Genomic DNA, 18,307 nt, shown 5'->3' on the forward strand with positions numbered 1-18,307 from the left:
TCCCACGGAAAGCCACCGCCCATGAGCATCGAAATCCGCGACATCCAAAAAGCCTTTGGCCGGTTCAAGGCGCTGAAGAACGTCAACCTGCACATCGAGGGCGGCGAACTGGTCGCCCTGCTCGGTCCCTCCGGTTGCGGCAAGACCACCTTGCTGCGCATCATCGCCGGGCTGGAAACCCCGGATGCCGGCGCCATCCTGTTCCACGGCGAGGATGCCACCGACCGCCATGTGCGGGACCGGGAAGTCGGCTTCGTGTTCCAGCACTACGCGCTGTTCCGGCACATGACCGTGTTCGAGAACATCGCCTTCGGCCTTAGGGTGCGGCCCAAGGAGACGCGGCCTTCCGAAGAAGAAATCCGCGCCAAGGTACATCGCTTGCTGGAACTGGTGCAACTCGATTGGCTGGCCGGACGCTATCCGGCCCAGTTGTCGGGCGGCCAGCGCCAACGCATCGCCCTGGCCCGCGCCCTGGCGGTGGAACCCAAGGTGCTGCTGCTGGACGAACCCTTCGGCGCCCTGGACGCCAAGGTCCGCAAGGAACTCCGGCGCTGGCTGCGCCGCCTGCACGACGAATTGCACGTCACCAGCGTGTTCGTGACCCACGACCAGGAGGAGGCGCTGGAAGTGGCCGACCGGGTGGTGGTGCTGAACGAGGGCCGGATCGAACAGATCGGCACGCCCGAGGAGGTCTACGACCATCCCGCCACGCCCTTCGTCTACCAATTCCTGGGCGATGTGAACCTGTTCCATGGCCGGGTCCACGACGGCCACGCCAAGATCGGCGAGGCCCAGCTCGCCTTGCCGGGCGACCCGGAACACCGGGATTCGGCGGTGTTCTACGCCCGCCCGCACGAAATCGACATCCTCCGGGACAACCCCGGCCAGAGCGCCATCCCCGCCACCGTGCTGGATATCCGGCCCCTGGGCGCGACCGTCCGCGTCGAACTGGAACGCGACGACGGCCACGGCATCGTGGAGGTGGAGCTCGCCAGGGACCGCTACAACCGCGAGGAATTGGGCCGGGGCAGCCGGGTTTATCTACAACCCCGCCGCCTGCGGCTGTTCGCCGACCGGGACGGGACCGTCCCCACCGACAAGGCGGCGTAAAGCTCCGTTCAAACAAAACGGCTACAATCCGCGTTCCTCAACCACACCTCGGATCATCCATGAGCGCAATCAGCATCGAACAAAATCTCAGCGAAGCCCGTTTGAAGGAACTGGGCGTTTCCCACTGGCCGATCTGGGAAAAGGAAGTCTCGGAATTCCCGCTGGATTTCGACGAAACCGAAACCGCCTATGTGCTGGAAGGCGAGATCATCGTGACGCCGGTGGGCGGCGAGCCGGTACGGATCGTGCCGGGCGACTTGGTGGTGTTCCCGGAAGGGCTGGAAACCGATTGGCAGGTGGTCAAGCCCTTGCGCAAGCACTACCGCCACGGCTGATCCCGCCGCTTCCGGCTTGGCAATCAAAAAGGCGTCCTGGGGGACGCCTTTTTTGTTTCTGGGGAGGTTGTTGGGCGGAACCGTTCCGCCGAGCCCGCACGCTCCCGGAATCAGGTTCCGAAGGCGTAGTCCGATAACGCGGTCGACGCGGTGCCTTGCAAGGTTCCAACCAGGGTAAGTTCCGTGGCGCTGACCGTGGCGTCGGAAGCAGACGAGACGAACTTGAAAAGGGCGCTGTCCACCCCGTTATCGACGACGAACAATCCGGCGTAGCTCTTGGCGTAGGCGCTGGTCGCGGAACCGATCACCGCCGCCGCGCTGGTCGCCGTGATGGTTCCTACGATATTGCCGGTGACGACGACCAGTTCATTGCTGGGCGCGAACCCTCCGGGGCTAGTCGTCAACTTAGCCCGCGTAGGTCCGATTAGCGACAGCGTAATCGGACGGTTTTCAATCATCGCCCGCCACCGAGATACTCCCATCGCCGCACCAATCCATGGGATAAATATCCTTCTCCACATACCGATGGAATATCGAATAAGGCCATTCCGAAACCCGCCGCACCCAACCGTGCTTGAGCGGGTTCATATGCACGTAATCCACATGGCGTTCATAATCGGCGTCGTCGCGGATCGCATGTTCCCAATAATGCCGCTGCCATACGCCGCGCTCCCCCGCCGCTTGGCGGACTTCGGAACGGCGTTCGGTTTTCGGGAGTGCCCTCGAAAACCCGCTTTTGATCAACCGCCAACGGGTGCTGAAATCGCTGTCCCCCGGCGGCAGGGTCCAAATGCAATGCAGGTGTTCAGGCAAGACAACCCAGGCATTTATTTGGAAAGGGTGGTGGTTCCTCACATTCTTCACCGTGGCACGTAACAAATCGATTTCGCTCACTAGCAAGTTATTACCACGCCTCTGCAACAAGTTCACGGTGAAAAACCAAGTGCCGCCAGGGATGAACGCACGTCGATAATTGGACATATAGGTGCCAGAATTAATCAAGAGACATTATTAAAAACCCAATTGTTACGTAGATTCACAAACTCATGCTGAAATCCGGCATGGCAAACGTCTCAACCATCATCAGATGGCCTATCTGTGAATCAGGATGTGAACCCATAGATTCTGGTTATCTATGGCCGAAGAATGACCGGACTAAAGGCCGATATGACTATTATTCCGTTTCCTGGCGCTCAGTAGGAAACGCGGCGCTGATAACTCCTGAAGTTATGTAGCGCACAGGCCAGTTCCATCACATCGTCGTCGTATCCTGACAAGGTATTACGGAACACGTCCTTCACAATCCGGCAACGTTTCACCCCGGCGATCACATGCTCAACAACGACTCTGATACTGGAAATCAGGCGGTTGTTTTCCTTTTCTTCATCCGTGAGTTCCCCGCCGCGCGGTTTCTTCTTGGGTTGATGGATATTCACCCCTTCCATTTCGTGGCCTTGAAACCCGGTGTCCCGGTAAAGATCGCTGCCTTCCGGCAAGAGGATACCCTCCTCGTCGCAGATTTTCTTATCATGCTTCTTCCCTTCGTGGGTTCCGCTCAACCCCTTGATTTGCATATCTTCCAGACCGGCAACCAGGTTGTTCTTCAGGGTGTGGGCTTTTTTTTACCGCTATAAACTCCCCTTTCCGCATCCGCGTTGGAGGGCCGGACAATACGCCTTTCGGTGCCGTCTATGCCGTAGTCTTGAGGATGTTCCTGGTTGAGTCTTTCCAACATTTCATCGGTTAACCTTGGCGGGACAAAACCGCCTTCCTGCAAGGCAAGTTTGAGTATATGGCTGAACTGATGGATCAGAATATTGGCGGCCCCCTGGCTAATACCAAAGGAATAGGCAATGACTTCCTGGAGCGGGTAGGTTTTCAGGTAGAAAAGGATGAAAAGCAGGCGATCCTCCATGGTTTTCAGCGCATGGGGTCGTCCTCCCTTGCCGGGATTCCTCTCGCTTTGCTTGGTGAACTCGTTCCAATGCCTTCCGAATAAGACGCATAGCTCAGAAAACTCTTGGACCGTCAAACTCGTCAAGCTGAGAAACGTCCTTTCATCTTGTTTTGCAGTTTCGTATGAAAACATATCACGTAATTAAAAATATTTATTTTTATGATACCAACTAAGTTAGTGGTTTTTAATAATGTCTAAGAGACATATAAACTTCCATCGAAACTATTTGTCTAAATAGTTTTTATATAATATAAAAAACCGCGAGGCGCGTCATGAACCTAGATTGGTTGAAGGATGGTAGGAAAATCCCGGATGATGTTATGTACTATATCCGTGTGATGGCCGTTAACGCTATTCGAGTCTTAGGCCATGGCCCAGAGGAAATCGCCAAGGCCTACAATTTCAATCGTCACTGCATATACCGCTGGCTTAACCAATACGACGCAGGCGGTTTCGAGGCTCTGAAAAGCGATATGCCCCCAGGAGCAACCCCTTTGGTCAGTAACGAGATGGACGAATGGCTCAAACATGTCGTTCTTAGCCATACCCCTATTGACTTCGAATACGATACGAATCTCTGGACCTGCGGCATACTGGCCGAACTGCTAAAAAGGGAATTTGCCGTCACGGTCAGCGAGTCCACGGTCAGGCTTCATCTTAAGAAACTCGGGTTCACTCCGCAAAGACCAGAATACCAGGATTCCGAACGGGATAACCGGGAAATAGAATGCTTCCTTGATACAAAATTCCCTAAAATTCAAAGGCTTGCCGAAAAACTTGGGGCCGACATCGGGTTTCAGGATGAGGCCGGGGTAGGCATTAGAACACGCTACGGACGGACCTGGGGGGAGCGGGGACAAACGCCCACCGTAAAAGTTTGCATGAAAAGGGACGGCTATAATGTCATGTCGATAGTGACCGCGAAGGGAACCCTACAGTATTCCCTCAAGGAGGGTAGCATTGATGGTGCCGTGTTCATCGATTTCCTCAAGCAGGTTATCCGCGGCCGCAAGAAGCCTTTGATCCTATTGGTGGATCACGCAACTTTTCATGGTTCCCAATTGGTTCGCGATTTTGTACGCGCGCACAGGACTGAACTGCGAATATTCTTCTTGCCAAAACATGCGCCAGAATTCAACCCGGACGAGCAGGTTTGGGGAGAAGTTAAGGTCAACCATATTGGAAAGCAACCCATAAAAGATAAAAAGCATTTAAAAAAACGGCTTCATTCCGTTCTAAAGTCTTTGCAGAAAAACACCAAAAGGATAATTTCATTTTTCCAATTGACGGATACAAGATACGCGGCCCAGGTTGTTCCATGCGAATCTTAATCAATTCCGGCATCTATATCTTATTCTTCAATTCATACGTCCGATTACGCTGCGCTAATCGGACCTACGCGGGCTTTGAGTGTTGCTTACCGTTGATCTTCTATACAACCAGATTCCCAAGGGTCTGGAGCTGGATATAACCATGCATCTGGATTCACAGCGTCCCTAATAGCCTTATCAAGTGCCGAGAGGTTGTGGGTCCAATATTCCACCACATATCGGATTGATTTTTTTTTGCTTTCATAATCAAGCGTAATCACCATAGACTGAGCATCTGTCACAAATGAGCCTGTCTTTGGATTTTTTACATAATCTTCTCTGAGATTAAAAAAATCCACATTATTAAACTTTACCAAAAGCCTGCTCTGGGCTCTCCACTTAACCGGAGTTTCTCCATGGGCGGTTTGCGGATGGGCGCTCGAGGCTCGGTGGATGTCCGTTTGCCCTCGGCGGGGTGGGCGCAACTTTACGTGGCCTCTGCGCGGCCATGATGTCCTTGTAGCGCACGGGGTCGTGGGCGACGGCGAGTTCAAGCACCCGGTAGAACACCATACCGCGACTCCGGGAACGGCGGCGGTTGAAGCGGAACACGAACTCGTTCAGGTAGCTTTCCAGGTGCGCCGGATCCACGGCGCCCTGGTGGGTGCCCAACAGCCAGCGCTTGACCAGCGAAGCGACCCGGTGCACTCCGGGCAGCAACTTGTCGGAGTCCCCGCCGCAGGCCCGGGTCGCCCGCTGGCTGCGGGGTTGATGGATGTAGCCGGATAGGTTCAGCCCGCAGTAGCCTTGCCAGCCGTCGGTGATGACCGTCGCCCCCGGCTCGACGGCCCCCCTGACGAAGGGGTGCAGGGAAGCCGCCGAGGCATCGGCCAACGGCTGCATCCGGCATCGACCGAACCCCTTCGGTTCCAGGACTTCCACGGCAATGCCGGTCAGTATCTTCTTGCCATGGGCGCGGCCGCCGGGCAGTCCCGCCTCCTGCCCGCCGATGTAGGTCTCATCCACCTCGACCCTGCCCCCGAGCCGATCCCGGCCCGGCCTCACGAGCGCGGACCGCAGTCGATGCAGCATGGCCCACGCAGTCTGGTAGGAGCCGATCGCCAGCGTCCGCTTCAGGCTCAATGCCATCCCATCCTTGCCGGTGGCGAACAGCCAACAAGCCGTGAACCAGACCGTCAATGGCGTGCGCGTGCGGTCGAAGATCGTGCCCGCAGTGACCGAGGTGCGGTCGGCGCAGCCGCCGCACATGAATCGACCATCGCCCAACCGCCAGCCACCCGGGAGGCCGCAGGCCGGACAGACAAAGCCCGTCGGCCATCGAAGCCATTCCAGGTAGTCCAAACAGTCGGCATCGGTTTGGAACCAAGCCTGGAACTCGCCCACGGACCGAGGGTAATGAACGCCCGCACGAGGATGATCCATCCCCTCATTTTACTCCGGTTAAGTGGAGAGCCCGGAGCCTGCTTATAGAGTCCTTACCAATCCATTTGTAACGATCACATTTTGCATTAACATAAGCTTTTCCATGCCAATGCACTTTGCCATTTTTAAATATTTCTATTTTATAAATTACACAACAATCGCATGGACCTTCTGTTTCCAATATTATCACCGGCACCATCTCTGCTGCTAGAATAACTGGTGATACGCTAAAAATTAGCATACATAAAATTAAAAATGAACATCGACCTATTAATTGAAGAAATATAAAATAGAATTCACTCATATTTTTACCCATCAATATTTTAATTTATATAGGACTTACGCACACGGGTTTGAGCTAGGCCGCGTAGGGCGGAATAGCCGGTACTCCGGCGTATTCCGCCGCATGGTCGGTATTCCACACCCGGCTTAAATACCCCAAATTTCGCCCGACTCCACAGCATGATCCGTGTAAATCAGCCGATTTCTGTCTCATTAAGGTTGACCGGGCTCTCCACTTAACCGGAGTAAAATGAGGGGATGGATCATCCTCGTGCGGGCGTTCATTACCCTCGGTCCGTGGGCGAGTTCCAGGCTTGGTTCCAAACCGATGCCGACTGTTTGGACTACCTGGAATGGCTTCGATGGCCGACGGGCTTTGTCTGTCCGGCCTGCGGCCTCCCGGGTGGCTGGCGGTTGGGCGATGGTCGATTCATGTGCGGCGGCTGCGCCGACCGCACCTCGGTCACTGCGGGCACGATCTTCGACCGCACGCGCACGCCATTGACGGTCTGGTTCACGGCTTGTTGGCTGTTCGCCACCGGCAAGGATGGGATGGCATTGAGCCTGAAGCGGACGCTGGCGATCGGCTCCTACCAGACTGCGTGGGCCATGCTGCATCGACTGCGGTCCGCGCTCGTGAGGCCGGGCCGGGATCGGCTCGGGGGCAGGGTCGAGGTGGATGAGACCTACATCGGCGGGCAGGAGGCGGGACTGCCCGGCGGCCGCGCCCATGGCAAGAAGATACTGACCGGCATTGCCGTGGAAGTCCTGGAACCGAAGGGGTTCGGTCGATGCCGGATGCAGCCGTTGGCCGATGCCTCGGCGGCTTCCCTGCACCCCTTCGTCAGGGGGGCCGTCGAGCCGGGGGCGACGGTCATCACCGACGGCTGGCAAGGCTACTGCGGGCTGAACCTATCCGGCTACATCCATCAACCCCGCAGCCAGCGGGCGACCCGGGCCTGCGGCGGGGACTCCGACAAGTTGCTGCCCGGAGTGCACCGGGTCGCTTCGCTGGTCAAGCGCTGGCTGTTGGGCACCCACCAGGGCGCCGTGGATCCGGCGCACCTGGAAAGCTACCTGAACGAGTTCGTGTTCCGCTTCAACCGCCGCCGTTCCCGGAGTCGCGGTATGGTGTTCTACCGGGTGCTTGAACTCGCCGTCGCCCACGACCCCGTGCGCTACAAGGACATCATGGCCGCGCAGAGGCCACGTAAAGTTGCGCCCACCCCGCCGAGGGCAAACGGACATCCACCGAGCCTCGAGCGCCCATCCGCAAACCGCCCATGGAGAAACTCCGGTTAAGTGGAGAGCCCGGAAGGTTGATTACAACCATAGCCTATGTTTTTTTGCGCTAACCTGTCTGTAGGCATTGGCTGATTTTTTTGTAGGATTTTCCCTACGAGGCGAAGATATCCGACTCATAAAGCATACGTCTGCTGAGGCCCGATCCGGCCAAGCATAAAAAAGGCGTCCCCCAGGACGCCTTTTAGAAATCCGGCGGATTCCTCCGCCATTCAAACCGGGAACGCCACCAACTCCTGTCCGGCCTTGAAGGCGCGGCAGGTCGTGAATATCGACCCACCCCACTTTCTCAGCCCCATCCCAATTCCGCCATCATTCCCATATCGCCCCCGCGAAACTCTTGCGGATCGTCTCGTCATAGGTAATCAACCCCGCACCACCGGCAATCGCCTGGGCCACGATCAATCGGTCGAACGGATCGCGGGCCCAGATCAGGGTCAAGGCGATCCGGGCCACATCGTGGAATGCCTCGTCGGCGGGCTTCAAGGAAAACACCGGCTCCAGCGCTCCCAATAACCGCGCCGGCGGCACCCGTACCCGGCCAATCTCGTGCAAATAGCCCAATTCCAATTCCACCATCGGCGAATAGCGCAACACGGCCCCGTCCAGCAATCCGCGCACCCGTGGCGGCCATGCCCGATCCGTATCTTGGAACAACCACAGCACAATATGCGTGTCGAGGTGAACCCATGGCGTCACGGCGATCCCCCCGGCGGTTCCCGCAAACGGGCCTCCCAATCGTCCCGCCACGCCGCTTCGTCCCAAGGCGAAAACCCGGCCAAATCAGCGGACGGGCCAACGACGGCATCACGTTGCGGCTGGAAACGCGCCAAGCGCGGCGCGGGTTCGGCCCGGCTGATCACGAAACGGGTGCTCTTCAGCTCGATTTCCACCGGCTCGCCCGTGGCCTCGATCCCATGCAGCACCTCGAAAAGCTGCTTGCGCAGTTGGGTTGCGCTAATCGCCATGATGTACGCTCCTGTCGTTTATGGATGTACGCCGATCCTAGCACATCGAACCCGGACCATGGCCCCAATAAAAAAGGCGTCCCCTGGGACGCCTTTTTCCATAGCCGCCAATAAACCCCACTCAAACCGGGAACACCACCAACTCCTGCCCGGCCTTGAGCGGGGTCTTGGGATTCAGCCCGTTCCATTCGGCCAGCTTGAGCTCCGGCACGCCATGGCGCTTGGCCAGGATCGACAAGGTCTCGCCCTTCTTCACCACCACCGTGCGCATGGCGAACACCTTGGCCCCCGCCAGGTTCCCGGCCAAAGCCTCGGCCCTCTCCCTGGGCATCAGCAAATGGTAGGTCTGGGCGGGCGGCGGCGCTTCCGGCTTGAACGCCGGGTTGAGGCGGTAGAACTCCTCCGGGGCCATGCCCGCCGCCGCCGCCACCTCGGCGATCTTCACCTCGGGACCGATCTCGACCCGCGCCAGATAGGCTTGCGGCCCGGCCTTCCGCGCCTTGAACCCATGGGCCTCGGGGTTGCCGACCGCGTGGGCCAGGGTCAGGATTTTCAGCACATAGGCTTCGGTCTCGGCGGGCAGGTCCAACTCCCAGAACGTGCCGGTGCCGCCCGCCTTGCGGTTGGTGTCGATGGCCCGCCCCACCGCGCCTTCGCCGGCGTTGTAGGCCGCGAGCGCCAGCAGCCAATCGCCGCCGAACAGGCCGTTGAGGTGTTTCAGGTATTTCAGCGCGGCGCGGGTCGCGGCGTGGATGTCGTAGCGGCCATCGTAGCCCTCGGTGATGGTGAGCCCGTATTGCGCCCCGGTGCTGGGGATGAACTGCCAGATGCCCGCCGCCTGCTTGGGCGAGAGCGCCGCGGTCTCGAACGCGCTCTCGACCATGGGCACCAGGATCATGTCGTGGGGGAGGCCTAGCCGGTCGATTTCCTCAAGAAGGTACTGGAGATAGGGTTCGGCACGCTTCATCAGGAAATCGACGGCCCCCGGATGGCCGCGCAGGGCTTCGAGCTGGGCGGCGACGGTCTCGTGTTCGACGCCGGCCAGGACCAGGTTGCCGCGCACGCTGTCCCAAGCATCGCGGGACGTGGCTTTGTGGCCCTTGCGGGTGGCGGCCGCGCTGGCGATGATCTTGATGCCGCCCGGCGCTTTCGCCGCGGCGTTGGCGGCGGGAACAGGGGGCTGGGAAGACGGCGGGGCGGAGGGTTTCGGGAACCTGAGCGGCCCGGTCCCGGAATGGGCGGCCTGCCGTTTGCGCGACAGGATGTTTTCGATGATGGCGGCGGTCGAGAAGGCGGAGGAAAGTTCGGGCAGGGTGGCGGCGTAGGTGTCGGTGACGGGGCCGCCGCGGCGGGAGGGTCCGATATGGAACACCCGCTTGATCTCGCCGAGCTTGGCCGCGTCCCTGATCGGGGGATCGACCCGCCCCTGATGGGCGCAGCCGCCGAACAAGGCCGGCACCGCCAGGGAAAACACCATATGCCGAATCGTTTGGGGCAGGAACCTGGGCTTGCGCCAGCCCCGCCGCGGGTCGAATAATTTGCCGGTCGTTTTTTTCATCAAGACACCTCGCTGATCGCGGAACCCCCTGGGGAATGGATACTGGCCAAGCCCCCGGATTTTGCCATCCCACAACGCAAAACGCCGGGAAAAACCCGGCGTTCGACGGCATTCCGAATGAATGGCTTATTTCTTGCCCGCCTTCAGGAAGGCGATCAAGGCGTCCACCGCTTGATCCTGGGTCAGGCCGGCGCTCTTGACCGGACCCATGGCCATGATCTGGTCCATGGCCTTGGGCATGGCGTTGCGGCCATTGACCAGCACGCCGGTGAATTCTTCCTTGCTCAGCTTGTTGACGCTCTCGAACAGGTTCGGGTTAGGTTGAACGTCGTGGCAGGTGCCGCAACCCCGGCCAAAGGCACGCTCGTAGATCTTCTTGCCGATTTCGGCGGGCTCCTCGGCGAACGCGGAACCCGCGAACACCACACCGGCCACCAGCAGCATGCCCTTCAAGGATTGATTGATCTTCATGGTCTCATTCCATTTGTTATTTAAAGAAAGAATTCATTATTCGACCCCCGCCTCCCAAGGATTGGCCCCGAGGCATGGCAAGCCGGGCAAAAATTATTTCAAACAAGTGGGAGTGCAACAAGGCCGAATTGAGGATTTCGCCGGTTTTTGGCATCATCGGTGGCTGTCCTTGACGATGGATGCGGCCAAGGGAGTTCCCGGACCATGACAGCGTTTTCCCGGCCCGCCGACCGGAACCCCGGCTTCCCCCGCCGGGACCCGCCGATAACCCCAAATATCCCCCTATGTAAAGCACCGATCCTCCGCCCGGAACCGGCGGAACCCGCTTCAGCTTGCACCGTGTTTTTGTTTATTCCGAGCCACCGATTCCAAACACCATGATGGACAACAACAGCAGATTCCTGGGCTTGTTCACCGCCACCCTGTTGCTGGCCGCCTGCGCCAGCAATTCCCCGCCCCCCGGCAAAGGCACGGCCTCGATCAAGATCGAGCGCGAGCGCCTGGCCCACGCCCCGCGCCATCCCGGCTTGATCGCCCCCCGCGAACCCTTGCCGCCGGGCGAGCATAGCGTGGACGAGGTGTTGGAGAGCTTCGCGCCCTACGCGGTGAGCCAGCTCCGGCCCTATTTCCAGGAAGCCGGGGTGGCCTATCCGCCCAGCGAGCTGGCCTTGGTCGGGCTGAAGCGGGAAAGGAAACTGGAGGTCTGGGCCAAGGATTGGAACCATCCCGGGTTCCGCTTCATCCGCGCCTACGACATCCAGGCGGCGAGCGGCGTGACCGGACCCAAGCTCAGGAAGGGCGACCGGCAGGTGCCCGAGGGGGTCTACCGCATCACCCGGCTGAACCCCAACAGCAACTACCACCTGTCGATGAAGCTGAATTATCCCAACGAGTACGACTTGTTCCACGCCAACGAGGAGGGCCGGGAGGAGCCGGGTTCGGATATTTTCATCCACGGCAAGGCGGTGTCGGCGGGCTGCCTCGCCATGGGCGACGCGGCCATCGAGGAATTGTTCGTGCTGGCGGCCCATGTGGGCACCGACAACATCAAGGTGGTGATCGCCCCGCACGATCCCAGGGTCGCGCCGTTGGACCCGGACCAACCCGGCCTGCCCGGCTGGACCGACGAGCTGTACGAGGAAATCACCGGGGAAATCCTGGCGCTCTCCCACAGCGGACCGGCCAAGGCCGCCAAGCACAATCCGGTCAAGGTCTCCAGCAACCGGCCCGATCCCGCCGCCAACCACAAGGTCCGCTGATCCCGCGCTCCGGGAGCGGCCTTCGGGCCGGGGGCTTGTCCAAACCCGCCCGGCCCGGAGGCCGCCCAAGCGCCTCATTCGGCCGGCACCTCGGCCAACAAGCCTTGTAGATGGATCCAGGCGATGGTTTTCAGGTATTTCCATACCGCGGCCATCGTGTGTTCATTCAATTCACGTTCGATCATCGCGTCGCGCATGACACCGCCCTCTCTGGGTTCCGCCACCCGGCCCGGCCCCATGGGAGCGTGGCCGATGGATCGGACGGATCGTGGCTCGAAAAGTTGCTGCTGGCTATGGATCATCGGTGCCGCTCCACGGGTGTTTGACGCGGCGGCAGCTTAAACCATCCGTTAGCGCCTTCGCCACAGCTTCCGCCCTGGCTCCGATCCGCTCGGGACCGGGCCGATAGCCATTCCCCCGCCATCCAAGCCGGGCGCAAAAGCGCTCGGGCTTTTTTGCGGCCGGGGCGGTTATCGCCCGCCCATCCATAACTGTATTATCGGCGGGACTATCGCTTTCCTAAGCCCGGCCCGGACGCGCCCGCCCGCGAGCGGCGGCGGCGACTCCTGCTAGAATGCCCCCGGCCCCGACACCGCCATCCCCCGGCCCGCCACGACCCTTGGCGCTCTCTCCACTCCCTACCCCCGACCCTACTATGAACGATAACGAAGTCATCCTCGACCGGCGCACCTGGGATCGGTTCGTCACGGTCGTCAAGAACCTCAAATCCTCCGGGATCGGCCGCCAAGCCGCCCTGATGTTCGGCCTATTGTTCCTGTTGCTCCTGGGCGTCAACGGCCTGAACGTGCTGAGCAGCTACGTGGGCCGCGACTTCATGACCGCCATCGAACACCGCGACACCCAGGATTTCATCGCCCAGGCCTTCGTCTATGTCGGCGTGTTCGCCCTGGCCACGGCGGTGGCGGTGCTCTACCGCTATACCGAGGAACGGTTGGGCCTCCTCTGGCGCGAATGGCTGACCCGGCGGCTGGTCGGCTTCTACCTGGAACATCCCACCTATTACCGCCTCAACGACCGGCTGGCGGAAAACGGCGAAATCCACAACCCCGACCAACGCATCGCCGAGGACGTGAAAGCCTTCACCACCACCACCCTGTCCTTCGCCCTGATGCTGCTCAACAGCGCCTTCACCGTGCTGGCGTTCTCCGGGGTGATGTGGAGCATCAGCCCGCTGCTGTTCGCGGTGACGGTGTTGTATTCGCTGTTCGGCTCCTATATGACCTTGGTGCTGGGGCGGCCCTTGGTCGGCTTCAACTATGCCCAGTTCGACAAGGAAGCCACCTTCCGCGCCGACCTCATCCATGTGCGCGAGAACGCCGAATCCATCGCCATCCTGCGCCGCGAGGGCCGGATCAAGGGCCGTATCCTGCGCCATTTCGACGAAGTGGTCGCCAATTTCCGCAAGATCATCGCCATCAACCGCAACCTGGGCTTCTTCACCACCGGCTACAACTCCATGGTGCAGATCATCCCGGCCCTGGTGGTGGCCCCGATGTTCATGCGCGGCGAGGCCGAGTTCGGCGTCATCACCCAGGCGGCGATGGCCTTCGCCCACCTGCTGGGCGCGTTCTCGCTGGTGGTGACCCAGTTCCAGTCGATCTCCTCGTTCGCGGCGGTCATCGCCCGCCTGGGCGCGCTGGCCGAGGCCATGGAGCAGGCGCGGACGCCCCGGCTCTGCGCCATCGAAACCCACGCCGACGGCGGCCATCTGGGCTACGAACACCTGACCTTGCGCGCCCAGAACAACCACGGCCATGTCTTGGTCGAGGATTTGTCCATCGACATCCCGGAAGGGCGGCGGGTCTTGGTCACGGGACCGGACCACGGCGCCAGCGTGGCCTTGTTCCGCGCCACCGGGGGCTTATGGGATTTGGGGGCGGGCTGCGTGGCGCGTCCGGGGCTGGACCAAGTGATGCTCCTGCCGGAGCGGCCTTATCTACCGCCCGGAACCCTGCGCGAATCGCTGCTGCGCACCGGCCAGGAACACGCGGTCGACGACCGCCAGATCATGGCCGTATTGGAAGCGCTGCGCCTGGAAGCCCTGGTCGAGCGGGCGGGCGGGCTGGATGTCGAACAACAATGGGGCAGCCTGTTGTCGCTGGCGGAACAGCAATGGGTGGCCTTCGCCCGGCTGTTCATCGCCGCGCCCCGGTTCGCCCTGCTGGACCGGCTAGGCTCGGCCCTGGACGCCGAGCAGATCGCCCGGCTCCTGGCGATGCTGGACGAGCGCGGCATCACCTATCTCCATTTCGCCCCGCCCGGCGAACCCCGGCAAGCCTACGATGCCGTGCTGGAACTCTCGGGCACGGGACCATGGACCTGGACCTTGCTCCGGCCCGAACCGTCTTAACCCGTAGGGTGTCCGCGCCGCCCCCCTTTCCCTACAACCCCCCGACCGCTTGAACCGCCTATGTCCACCGTACTCGCCTTGCAAGCCGAACTTCCCGAGTTCGACCCCCTCGCCGCCCTCAACCCGATCCGCGCCGAAGCCGATTGGATCGGGCTGCGCTATTCCCAGGAAACCAGCCACCGCCGCACCGCCCGCAATGGCCGTCCCGAACAGAACTCGGTGTCCATCGAGCGCGGCGTGATGATCGAAGCCCTGGTCGATGGCCAAATCGCCTATGCGGGCACCAGCGATCTCTCCGCGGCCGGCATCGCCGACGCCGCCCGCCGCGCCGCCGCCTTGGCCCGCGCCTCGGCCCGCCACAAGCTGTTCGGCTATTCCGAAGCCCAGCGCCCGAAGGCCCAGGGCCGCTACCACAGCCCGCGCCGGATCGACCTCGCCGCCGCCGACCTCGCCGGATTCACCGCCGGTTTGATCGAAGCCACCCGGCGCTTGCGGGTTTCCGACCGCATCGTCACCGCGGCCGCCGAGGCCAATCTGGTCGAGACCGAGCTGCGCTATGTGTCCTCCAACGGCAGCGATATCAGCCAGAGCTTCCTGATGACCGGCCAGAACTTCGTCGCCATCGCCCAGGACGGCGGCGAAACCCAGCAACGCTCGCTCAACGGCCCCACCGCCCGCTGCTGGCAGGCCGGGGCGGAAGCCTACGATTGGGACCGGCTCTACGGCGAATGCGAACGGGTGGGCCGGGAAGCCCTGGAACTGCTGGACGCCCAGGATTGCCCCAACGCAAGCCTGGACCTGATCCTGGCCCCGGACCAAATGCTGCTGCAAATCCACGAATCGGTGGGCCACCCCCTGGAACTCGACCGCATCCTCGGCGACGAGCGCAATTACGCGGGCTGGAGCTTCGTCAAGCCGGAGGATTTCGGCACGCTGCGCTATGGCTCGGAGCTGATGAACATCGTTTTCGATCCCACCCTGGCCGGCCAATTCGCCGCCTACGCCTACGACGACGGCGGCCATCCGGCCCGGCGCGAATATCTCATCCAGGATGGGCTGCTGCTGCGCGGCCTGGGCGGGCTGGAAAGCCAGGCCCGTTCCGGCCTGCCCGGCGTCGCCAATTTCCGCTCGGCCAGTTGGAACCGCGCCCCCATCGACCGCATGGCCAATATCAACCTGGAACCGGGCGCGTCCTCGCTGGAGGCCATGATCGCCTCGGTCGAACGCGGCATCTATATGGAAGCCAACCGTTCCTGGTCCATCGACGATTACCGCAACAAATTCCAGTTCGGCTGCGAATACGCCCGCTTGATCGAGGATGGGCGCTTGACCCAGGTCGTCAAGAACCCGAACTACCGCGGCATCAGCGTCCCGTTCTGGCGCTCGCTCAAGGCGGTAGGGAACCCGGAGGAATTCCGCGCCTATGGCACGCCCTATTGCGGCAAGGGCGAACCCAACCAAGTCATCCGGGTCGGCCATGCCTCGCCGCCCTGTTTATTCGCCCAGGTGGAAGTCTTCGGAGGTGGCGCATGAACTTTATCGAACAAACCCACGCGCTCTTCGACCGGCTGGCCGAGGGCGCTTTCGCGGGACTCCAGGCCGGCGAGGAACTCAACCTCAACCTGGGCGCGGAGGCGCAGACCTATCTGCGCTTCAACGATTCCAAGGTAAGGCAGGCCACCGACGTGGCGCAGCGCCATCTCTCGCTGAGCTTCCAGGCCCATGGCCGTCGGCTGGTGCTGGGCTTCGACCTATCGGGCCAAGCGGAACAAGACGCGGCCACCCTGGGTTCCCTCGTCGCCCGCGCCCGCGCCGAAACCCGCGCCCTGCCGGAAGACCCGTTCCTGGTACCGATGGCGAACAACGGCGGCAGCGCCAACCAGCATCCCGGCGACTTGCCGGACCCCGCCGCCGCCATCGACCAGATCGCCGGACTCACGGCGGGCACCGATTTCACCGGCTTCTTCGCGATGGGGCCGCAAATCCGCGCCACCCGCAATTCCCTGGGGCAGAACCATTGGTTCGCGACCGAATCGTTCTTCCTGGATTATTCGCTCTACACCGTGAACGCCGCCGGGGAAAACAAGGCGGTGAAAGGCTTGTACGCCGACCGCGCCTGGCGGGCGGAACGCTGCGCCGCCAGCGTGGCCGGGAGCCGCGCCCGGCTGGAACTGTTGCGCCGCGATAGCCGCGCCTTGCCGCCCGGCGGCTACCGGGTTTATTTCGCGCCCGCCGCCGTGGCCGAATTGGTGGGGATGTTTTCCTGGGGCGCGGTCAGCTACGGCGCGTGGAAAAAGGGCGATTCGGCCCTGCGCAAGCTGGTGGAGGGCGAAGCGGAACTGTCGCCGCTGTTCAACCTGGCGGAGAACTTCGACCTGGGCCTGAGTCCGCGCTTCAACAGCCTGGGCGAAGTGGCCCCGGCCCGGCTCCCGGTGATCGAGCGCGGCCAGTTGAAGAACCTCCTGGTCAGCGCCCGTTCCGCCCAGGAATACGGCGCGGTGTCCAACGCCGCCGAGCCGGAGGGCTGGACCGGCGAATTCCTGCGTTCGCCGGAAGTCGCGGCGGGCGATTTGCCGGAAGCCGAAGCGCTGAAAGCCCTGGACACCGGCCTTTATATCGGCAACCTGCACTATCTCAATTGGAGCGACACCCAGAACGCCCGCGTCACCGGCATGACCCGCTACGCCTGCTTCTGGGTGGAAGGCGGCGAAATTGTCGCGCCGATCCGGGATTTGCGCTTCGACGAAAGCCTGTACCGGGTATTCGGCCCGGAACTCCTGGCCCTGACCCGCGAGGCCGAGACCCAGGTGAACACCGACACCTATGGACGGCGGGCCTTGGGCGGGAGCCGGGTACCGGGGGCCTTGGTGGGCGACTTCCGTTTCACTTTGTGAGTCTCCCGCCGCCGCCGGCTTTGTTGGCGATGCTTTAGGGCCGGCCCGGCGCTGTCCGGTTTTTCATCAAATTCCAGCACATGCCCAGATCGGTGTTGGGGTCGCCCTCCTCGCCCACGCCGTTGGGATAGCCCGCCGGGGGTTTCGGGTTGTAGTTCTCGCACACGAAGGCCGTGGGCATGGCGCGATGCTGGTCGAGGTAATCGAGATATTGCCGGGTATCCTGGACCCACCGGGTCCCCGAATGATGGGGCGAGACGATCAAGATAGCGGGCAATCCCTGGCTTTGGGTCCAGCGGATGGCGTCCACCACCCATAGCCGGTAGATCTCATCCTGTTGTAAGGCAAAGCCGGGTGGGGTATCCAGCACAATGCCACCCCCGATCTTCACCAACTCCTGGAAAAGCGCTGATTCGCTCACCTTGTTCCGCTGTAGGATGTCCAACTTTTTGCCATTCTGATACTCGAAGGTCGGCATGATCGGCGTCGATTCGGGTACCCCCAGCCTCCGCAAAGTGGCTTGGAAATTCCGCCATTCTTCCAATGTGAAATTCTCGCGGTCGCGCTTGTTGAATACGTTCGAGGCCATGAAGGCCGGACGGACCCCGAGGTCGAGGTAATACTTCTTGATTTGCCGGGCCACCTCGGCGGCGGCGTCACCGTCCCCCTTGAACCCGATCTCGATGCCCACCGGAGCGCCTCGGAAAGCTTCCAGGATTTGGCGGCGCTGGGCATCGTTGAGCTTGAAGTACCAAGCCCAGCTATGCAGGTACAAACCACCGCCCTCCGCCCGGTAGCGCTTGGAACGGACGGGATCCGCCAGATCGGCGACCCCTTGCACCCCACCGGCATAATAACGGGTGGGCAACTCGGGGAACCGGGGCCGGGCAACGGTTTGCGCCGACAGGCAGCCCGCGAGCAACAGGACGGGCCAAAGGGCCGCGTACCGGGCGATGTTTTTGGTCGATGGCATCATGATCCTTCCGCCGGAAGAGTGTTCGGTCTCGATATGGATGTGGAGCGGGCCTCGGCCCGCGACTGGCCGCG

General features: G+C 61.4%; 19 protein-coding genes. 8 read left to right on the forward strand and 11 right to left on the reverse strand.

From position 1 onward, the window contains the following. The first annotated feature begins 21 nt into the window (after positions 1 to 21). Both K5658_RS19465 and K5658_RS19470 read left to right on the forward strand, forming a co-directional pair. Complete coding sequence (locus tag K5658_RS19465) at positions 22 to 1,110, forward strand: sulfate/molybdate ABC transporter ATP-binding protein (RefSeq protein ID WP_221064724.1); 1,089 nt, start codon at positions 22 to 24, stop codon at positions 1,108 to 1,110. Positions 1,111 to 1,169: 59 nt separating this feature from the next. After that, positions 1,170 to 1,445, forward strand: a complete 276-nt coding sequence (locus tag K5658_RS19470; protein ID WP_221064725.1) for a cupin domain-containing protein — start codon at positions 1,170 to 1,172, stop codon at positions 1,443 to 1,445. Between the two features lie 110 nt (positions 1,446 to 1,555). Here K5658_RS19470 and K5658_RS19475 read toward each other — a convergent pair whose 3' ends face one another. The 4 genes from K5658_RS19475 to K5658_RS19490 all read right to left on the reverse strand — a co-directional run bounded on the left by K5658_RS19475 (position 1,556) and on the right by K5658_RS19490 (position 3,534). After that, positions 1,556 to 1,849 carry a hypothetical protein gene (locus K5658_RS19475; RefSeq protein ID WP_221064726.1) on the reverse strand — a complete coding sequence of 98 codons (294 nt, stop codon included), beginning with the start codon at positions 1,847 to 1,849 and terminating at the stop codon, positions 1,556 to 1,558. Positions 1,850 to 1,895: 46 nt separating this feature from the next. Next, entirely contained in the window at positions 1,896 to 2,426 is a 531-nt protein-coding gene (locus K5658_RS19480; protein ID WP_221064727.1) for an REP-associated tyrosine transposase, read from the reverse strand. 212 nt (positions 2,427 to 2,638) lie between these two features. After that, positions 2,639 to 3,019, reverse strand: coding sequence for a transposase family protein (locus K5658_RS19485; RefSeq protein ID WP_221063574.1), 381 nt, complete (start codon positions 3,017 to 3,019; stop codon positions 2,639 to 2,641). A 29-nt stretch (positions 3,020 to 3,048) separates the two neighbouring features. After that, positions 3,049 to 3,534, reverse strand: coding sequence for a helix-turn-helix domain-containing protein (locus tag K5658_RS19490; protein WP_221064728.1), 486 nt, complete (start codon positions 3,532 to 3,534; stop codon positions 3,049 to 3,051). A 140-nt stretch (positions 3,535 to 3,674) separates the two neighbouring features. Between K5658_RS19490 and K5658_RS19495 the strand changes: the two genes are divergently transcribed. Further along, on the forward strand, positions 3,675 to 4,733 hold the full coding sequence (locus K5658_RS19495) for an IS630 family transposase (protein ID WP_221064729.1): 1,059 nt from the start codon (positions 3,675 to 3,677) through the stop codon (positions 4,731 to 4,733). Positions 4,734 to 5,111: 378 nt separating this feature from the next. Here K5658_RS19495 and K5658_RS19500 read toward each other — a convergent pair whose 3' ends face one another. Beyond that, entirely contained in the window at positions 5,112 to 6,155 is a 1,044-nt protein-coding gene (locus K5658_RS19500; RefSeq protein ID WP_425515886.1) for an IS1595 family transposase, read from the reverse strand. Between the two features lie 540 nt (positions 6,156 to 6,695). Here K5658_RS19500 and K5658_RS19510 point away from each other — a divergent pair. Beyond that, complete coding sequence (locus K5658_RS19510; protein ID WP_425515886.1) at positions 6,696 to 7,739, forward strand: IS1595 family transposase; 1,044 nt, start codon at positions 6,696 to 6,698, stop codon at positions 7,737 to 7,739. Positions 7,740 to 8,051: 312 nt separating this feature from the next. Here K5658_RS19510 and K5658_RS19515 read toward each other — a convergent pair whose 3' ends face one another. From K5658_RS19515 to K5658_RS19530, 4 genes are all read right to left on the reverse strand, one after another. Beyond that, a complete protein-coding gene (locus K5658_RS19515; RefSeq protein ID WP_221064731.1) occupies positions 8,052 to 8,438 on the reverse strand; it encodes a type II toxin-antitoxin system VapC family toxin in 387 nt (128 codons plus the stop codon). Beyond that, a complete protein-coding gene (locus K5658_RS19520) occupies positions 8,435 to 8,707 on the reverse strand; it encodes a hypothetical protein (protein ID WP_221064732.1) in 273 nt (90 codons plus the stop codon). Before K5658_RS19520 ends, K5658_RS19515 begins: the two co-directional genes overlap by 4 nt. 121 nt (positions 8,708 to 8,828) lie before the next feature. Continuing rightward, positions 8,829 to 10,265: a transglycosylase SLT domain-containing protein gene (locus K5658_RS19525; RefSeq protein ID WP_221064733.1), complete on the reverse strand. Its 1,437-nt coding sequence runs from the start codon at positions 10,263 to 10,265 to the stop codon at positions 8,829 to 8,831. Positions 10,266 to 10,391: 126 nt separating this feature from the next. After that, positions 10,392 to 10,736: a c-type cytochrome gene (locus tag K5658_RS19530; RefSeq protein WP_246628509.1), complete on the reverse strand. Its 345-nt coding sequence runs from the start codon at positions 10,734 to 10,736 to the stop codon at positions 10,392 to 10,394. 377 nt (positions 10,737 to 11,113) lie between these two features. Between K5658_RS19530 and K5658_RS19535 the strand changes: the two genes are divergently transcribed. After that, positions 11,114 to 11,995: a L,D-transpeptidase family protein gene (locus tag K5658_RS19535; protein WP_246628510.1), complete on the forward strand. Its 882-nt coding sequence runs from the start codon at positions 11,114 to 11,116 to the stop codon at positions 11,993 to 11,995. A gap of 74 nt (positions 11,996 to 12,069) precedes the next feature. On the opposite strand, the gene K5658_RS19540 is transcribed toward K5658_RS19535, so the two are convergent. Further along, on the reverse strand, positions 12,070 to 12,297 hold the full coding sequence (locus K5658_RS19540; protein WP_221064734.1) for a hypothetical protein: 228 nt from the start codon (positions 12,295 to 12,297) through the stop codon (positions 12,070 to 12,072). A 353-nt stretch (positions 12,298 to 12,650) separates the two neighbouring features. On the opposite strand from K5658_RS19540, the gene K5658_RS19545 reads away from it, so the two are divergent. From K5658_RS19545 to K5658_RS19555, 3 genes are read left to right on the forward strand one after another with little or no spacing between them, the layout of a single operon-like run. Beyond that, the gene (locus K5658_RS19545) at positions 12,651 to 14,366 is read left to right on the forward strand and encodes an ABC transporter ATP-binding protein/permease (RefSeq protein WP_221064735.1); all 1,716 of its coding nucleotides are present in this window, start codon (positions 12,651 to 12,653) and stop codon (positions 14,364 to 14,366) included. A gap of 60 nt (positions 14,367 to 14,426) precedes the next feature. Next, positions 14,427 to 15,899, forward strand: coding sequence for a TldD/PmbA family protein (locus K5658_RS19550; RefSeq protein WP_221064736.1), 1,473 nt, complete (start codon positions 14,427 to 14,429; stop codon positions 15,897 to 15,899). Further along, positions 15,896 to 17,260 (forward strand): TldD/PmbA family protein, encoded by a 1,365-nt coding sequence (locus K5658_RS19555; protein WP_221064737.1) that lies wholly within the window; start codon positions 15,896 to 15,898, stop codon positions 17,258 to 17,260. Before K5658_RS19550 ends, K5658_RS19555 begins: the two co-directional genes overlap by 4 nt. 34 nt (positions 17,261 to 17,294) lie before the next feature. On the opposite strand, the gene K5658_RS19560 is transcribed toward K5658_RS19555, so the two are convergent. Then, positions 17,295 to 18,236, reverse strand: coding sequence for a hypothetical protein (locus tag K5658_RS19560; RefSeq protein WP_221064738.1), 942 nt, complete (start codon positions 18,234 to 18,236; stop codon positions 17,295 to 17,297). Positions 18,237 to 18,307: the final 71 nt, after the last annotated feature.

Origin of the sequence: Methylomagnum ishizawai (genome assembly GCF_019670005.1) — a bacterium.
Taxonomy (GTDB): domain Bacteria; phylum Pseudomonadota; class Gammaproteobacteria; order Methylococcales; family Methylococcaceae; genus Methylomagnum; species Methylomagnum ishizawai.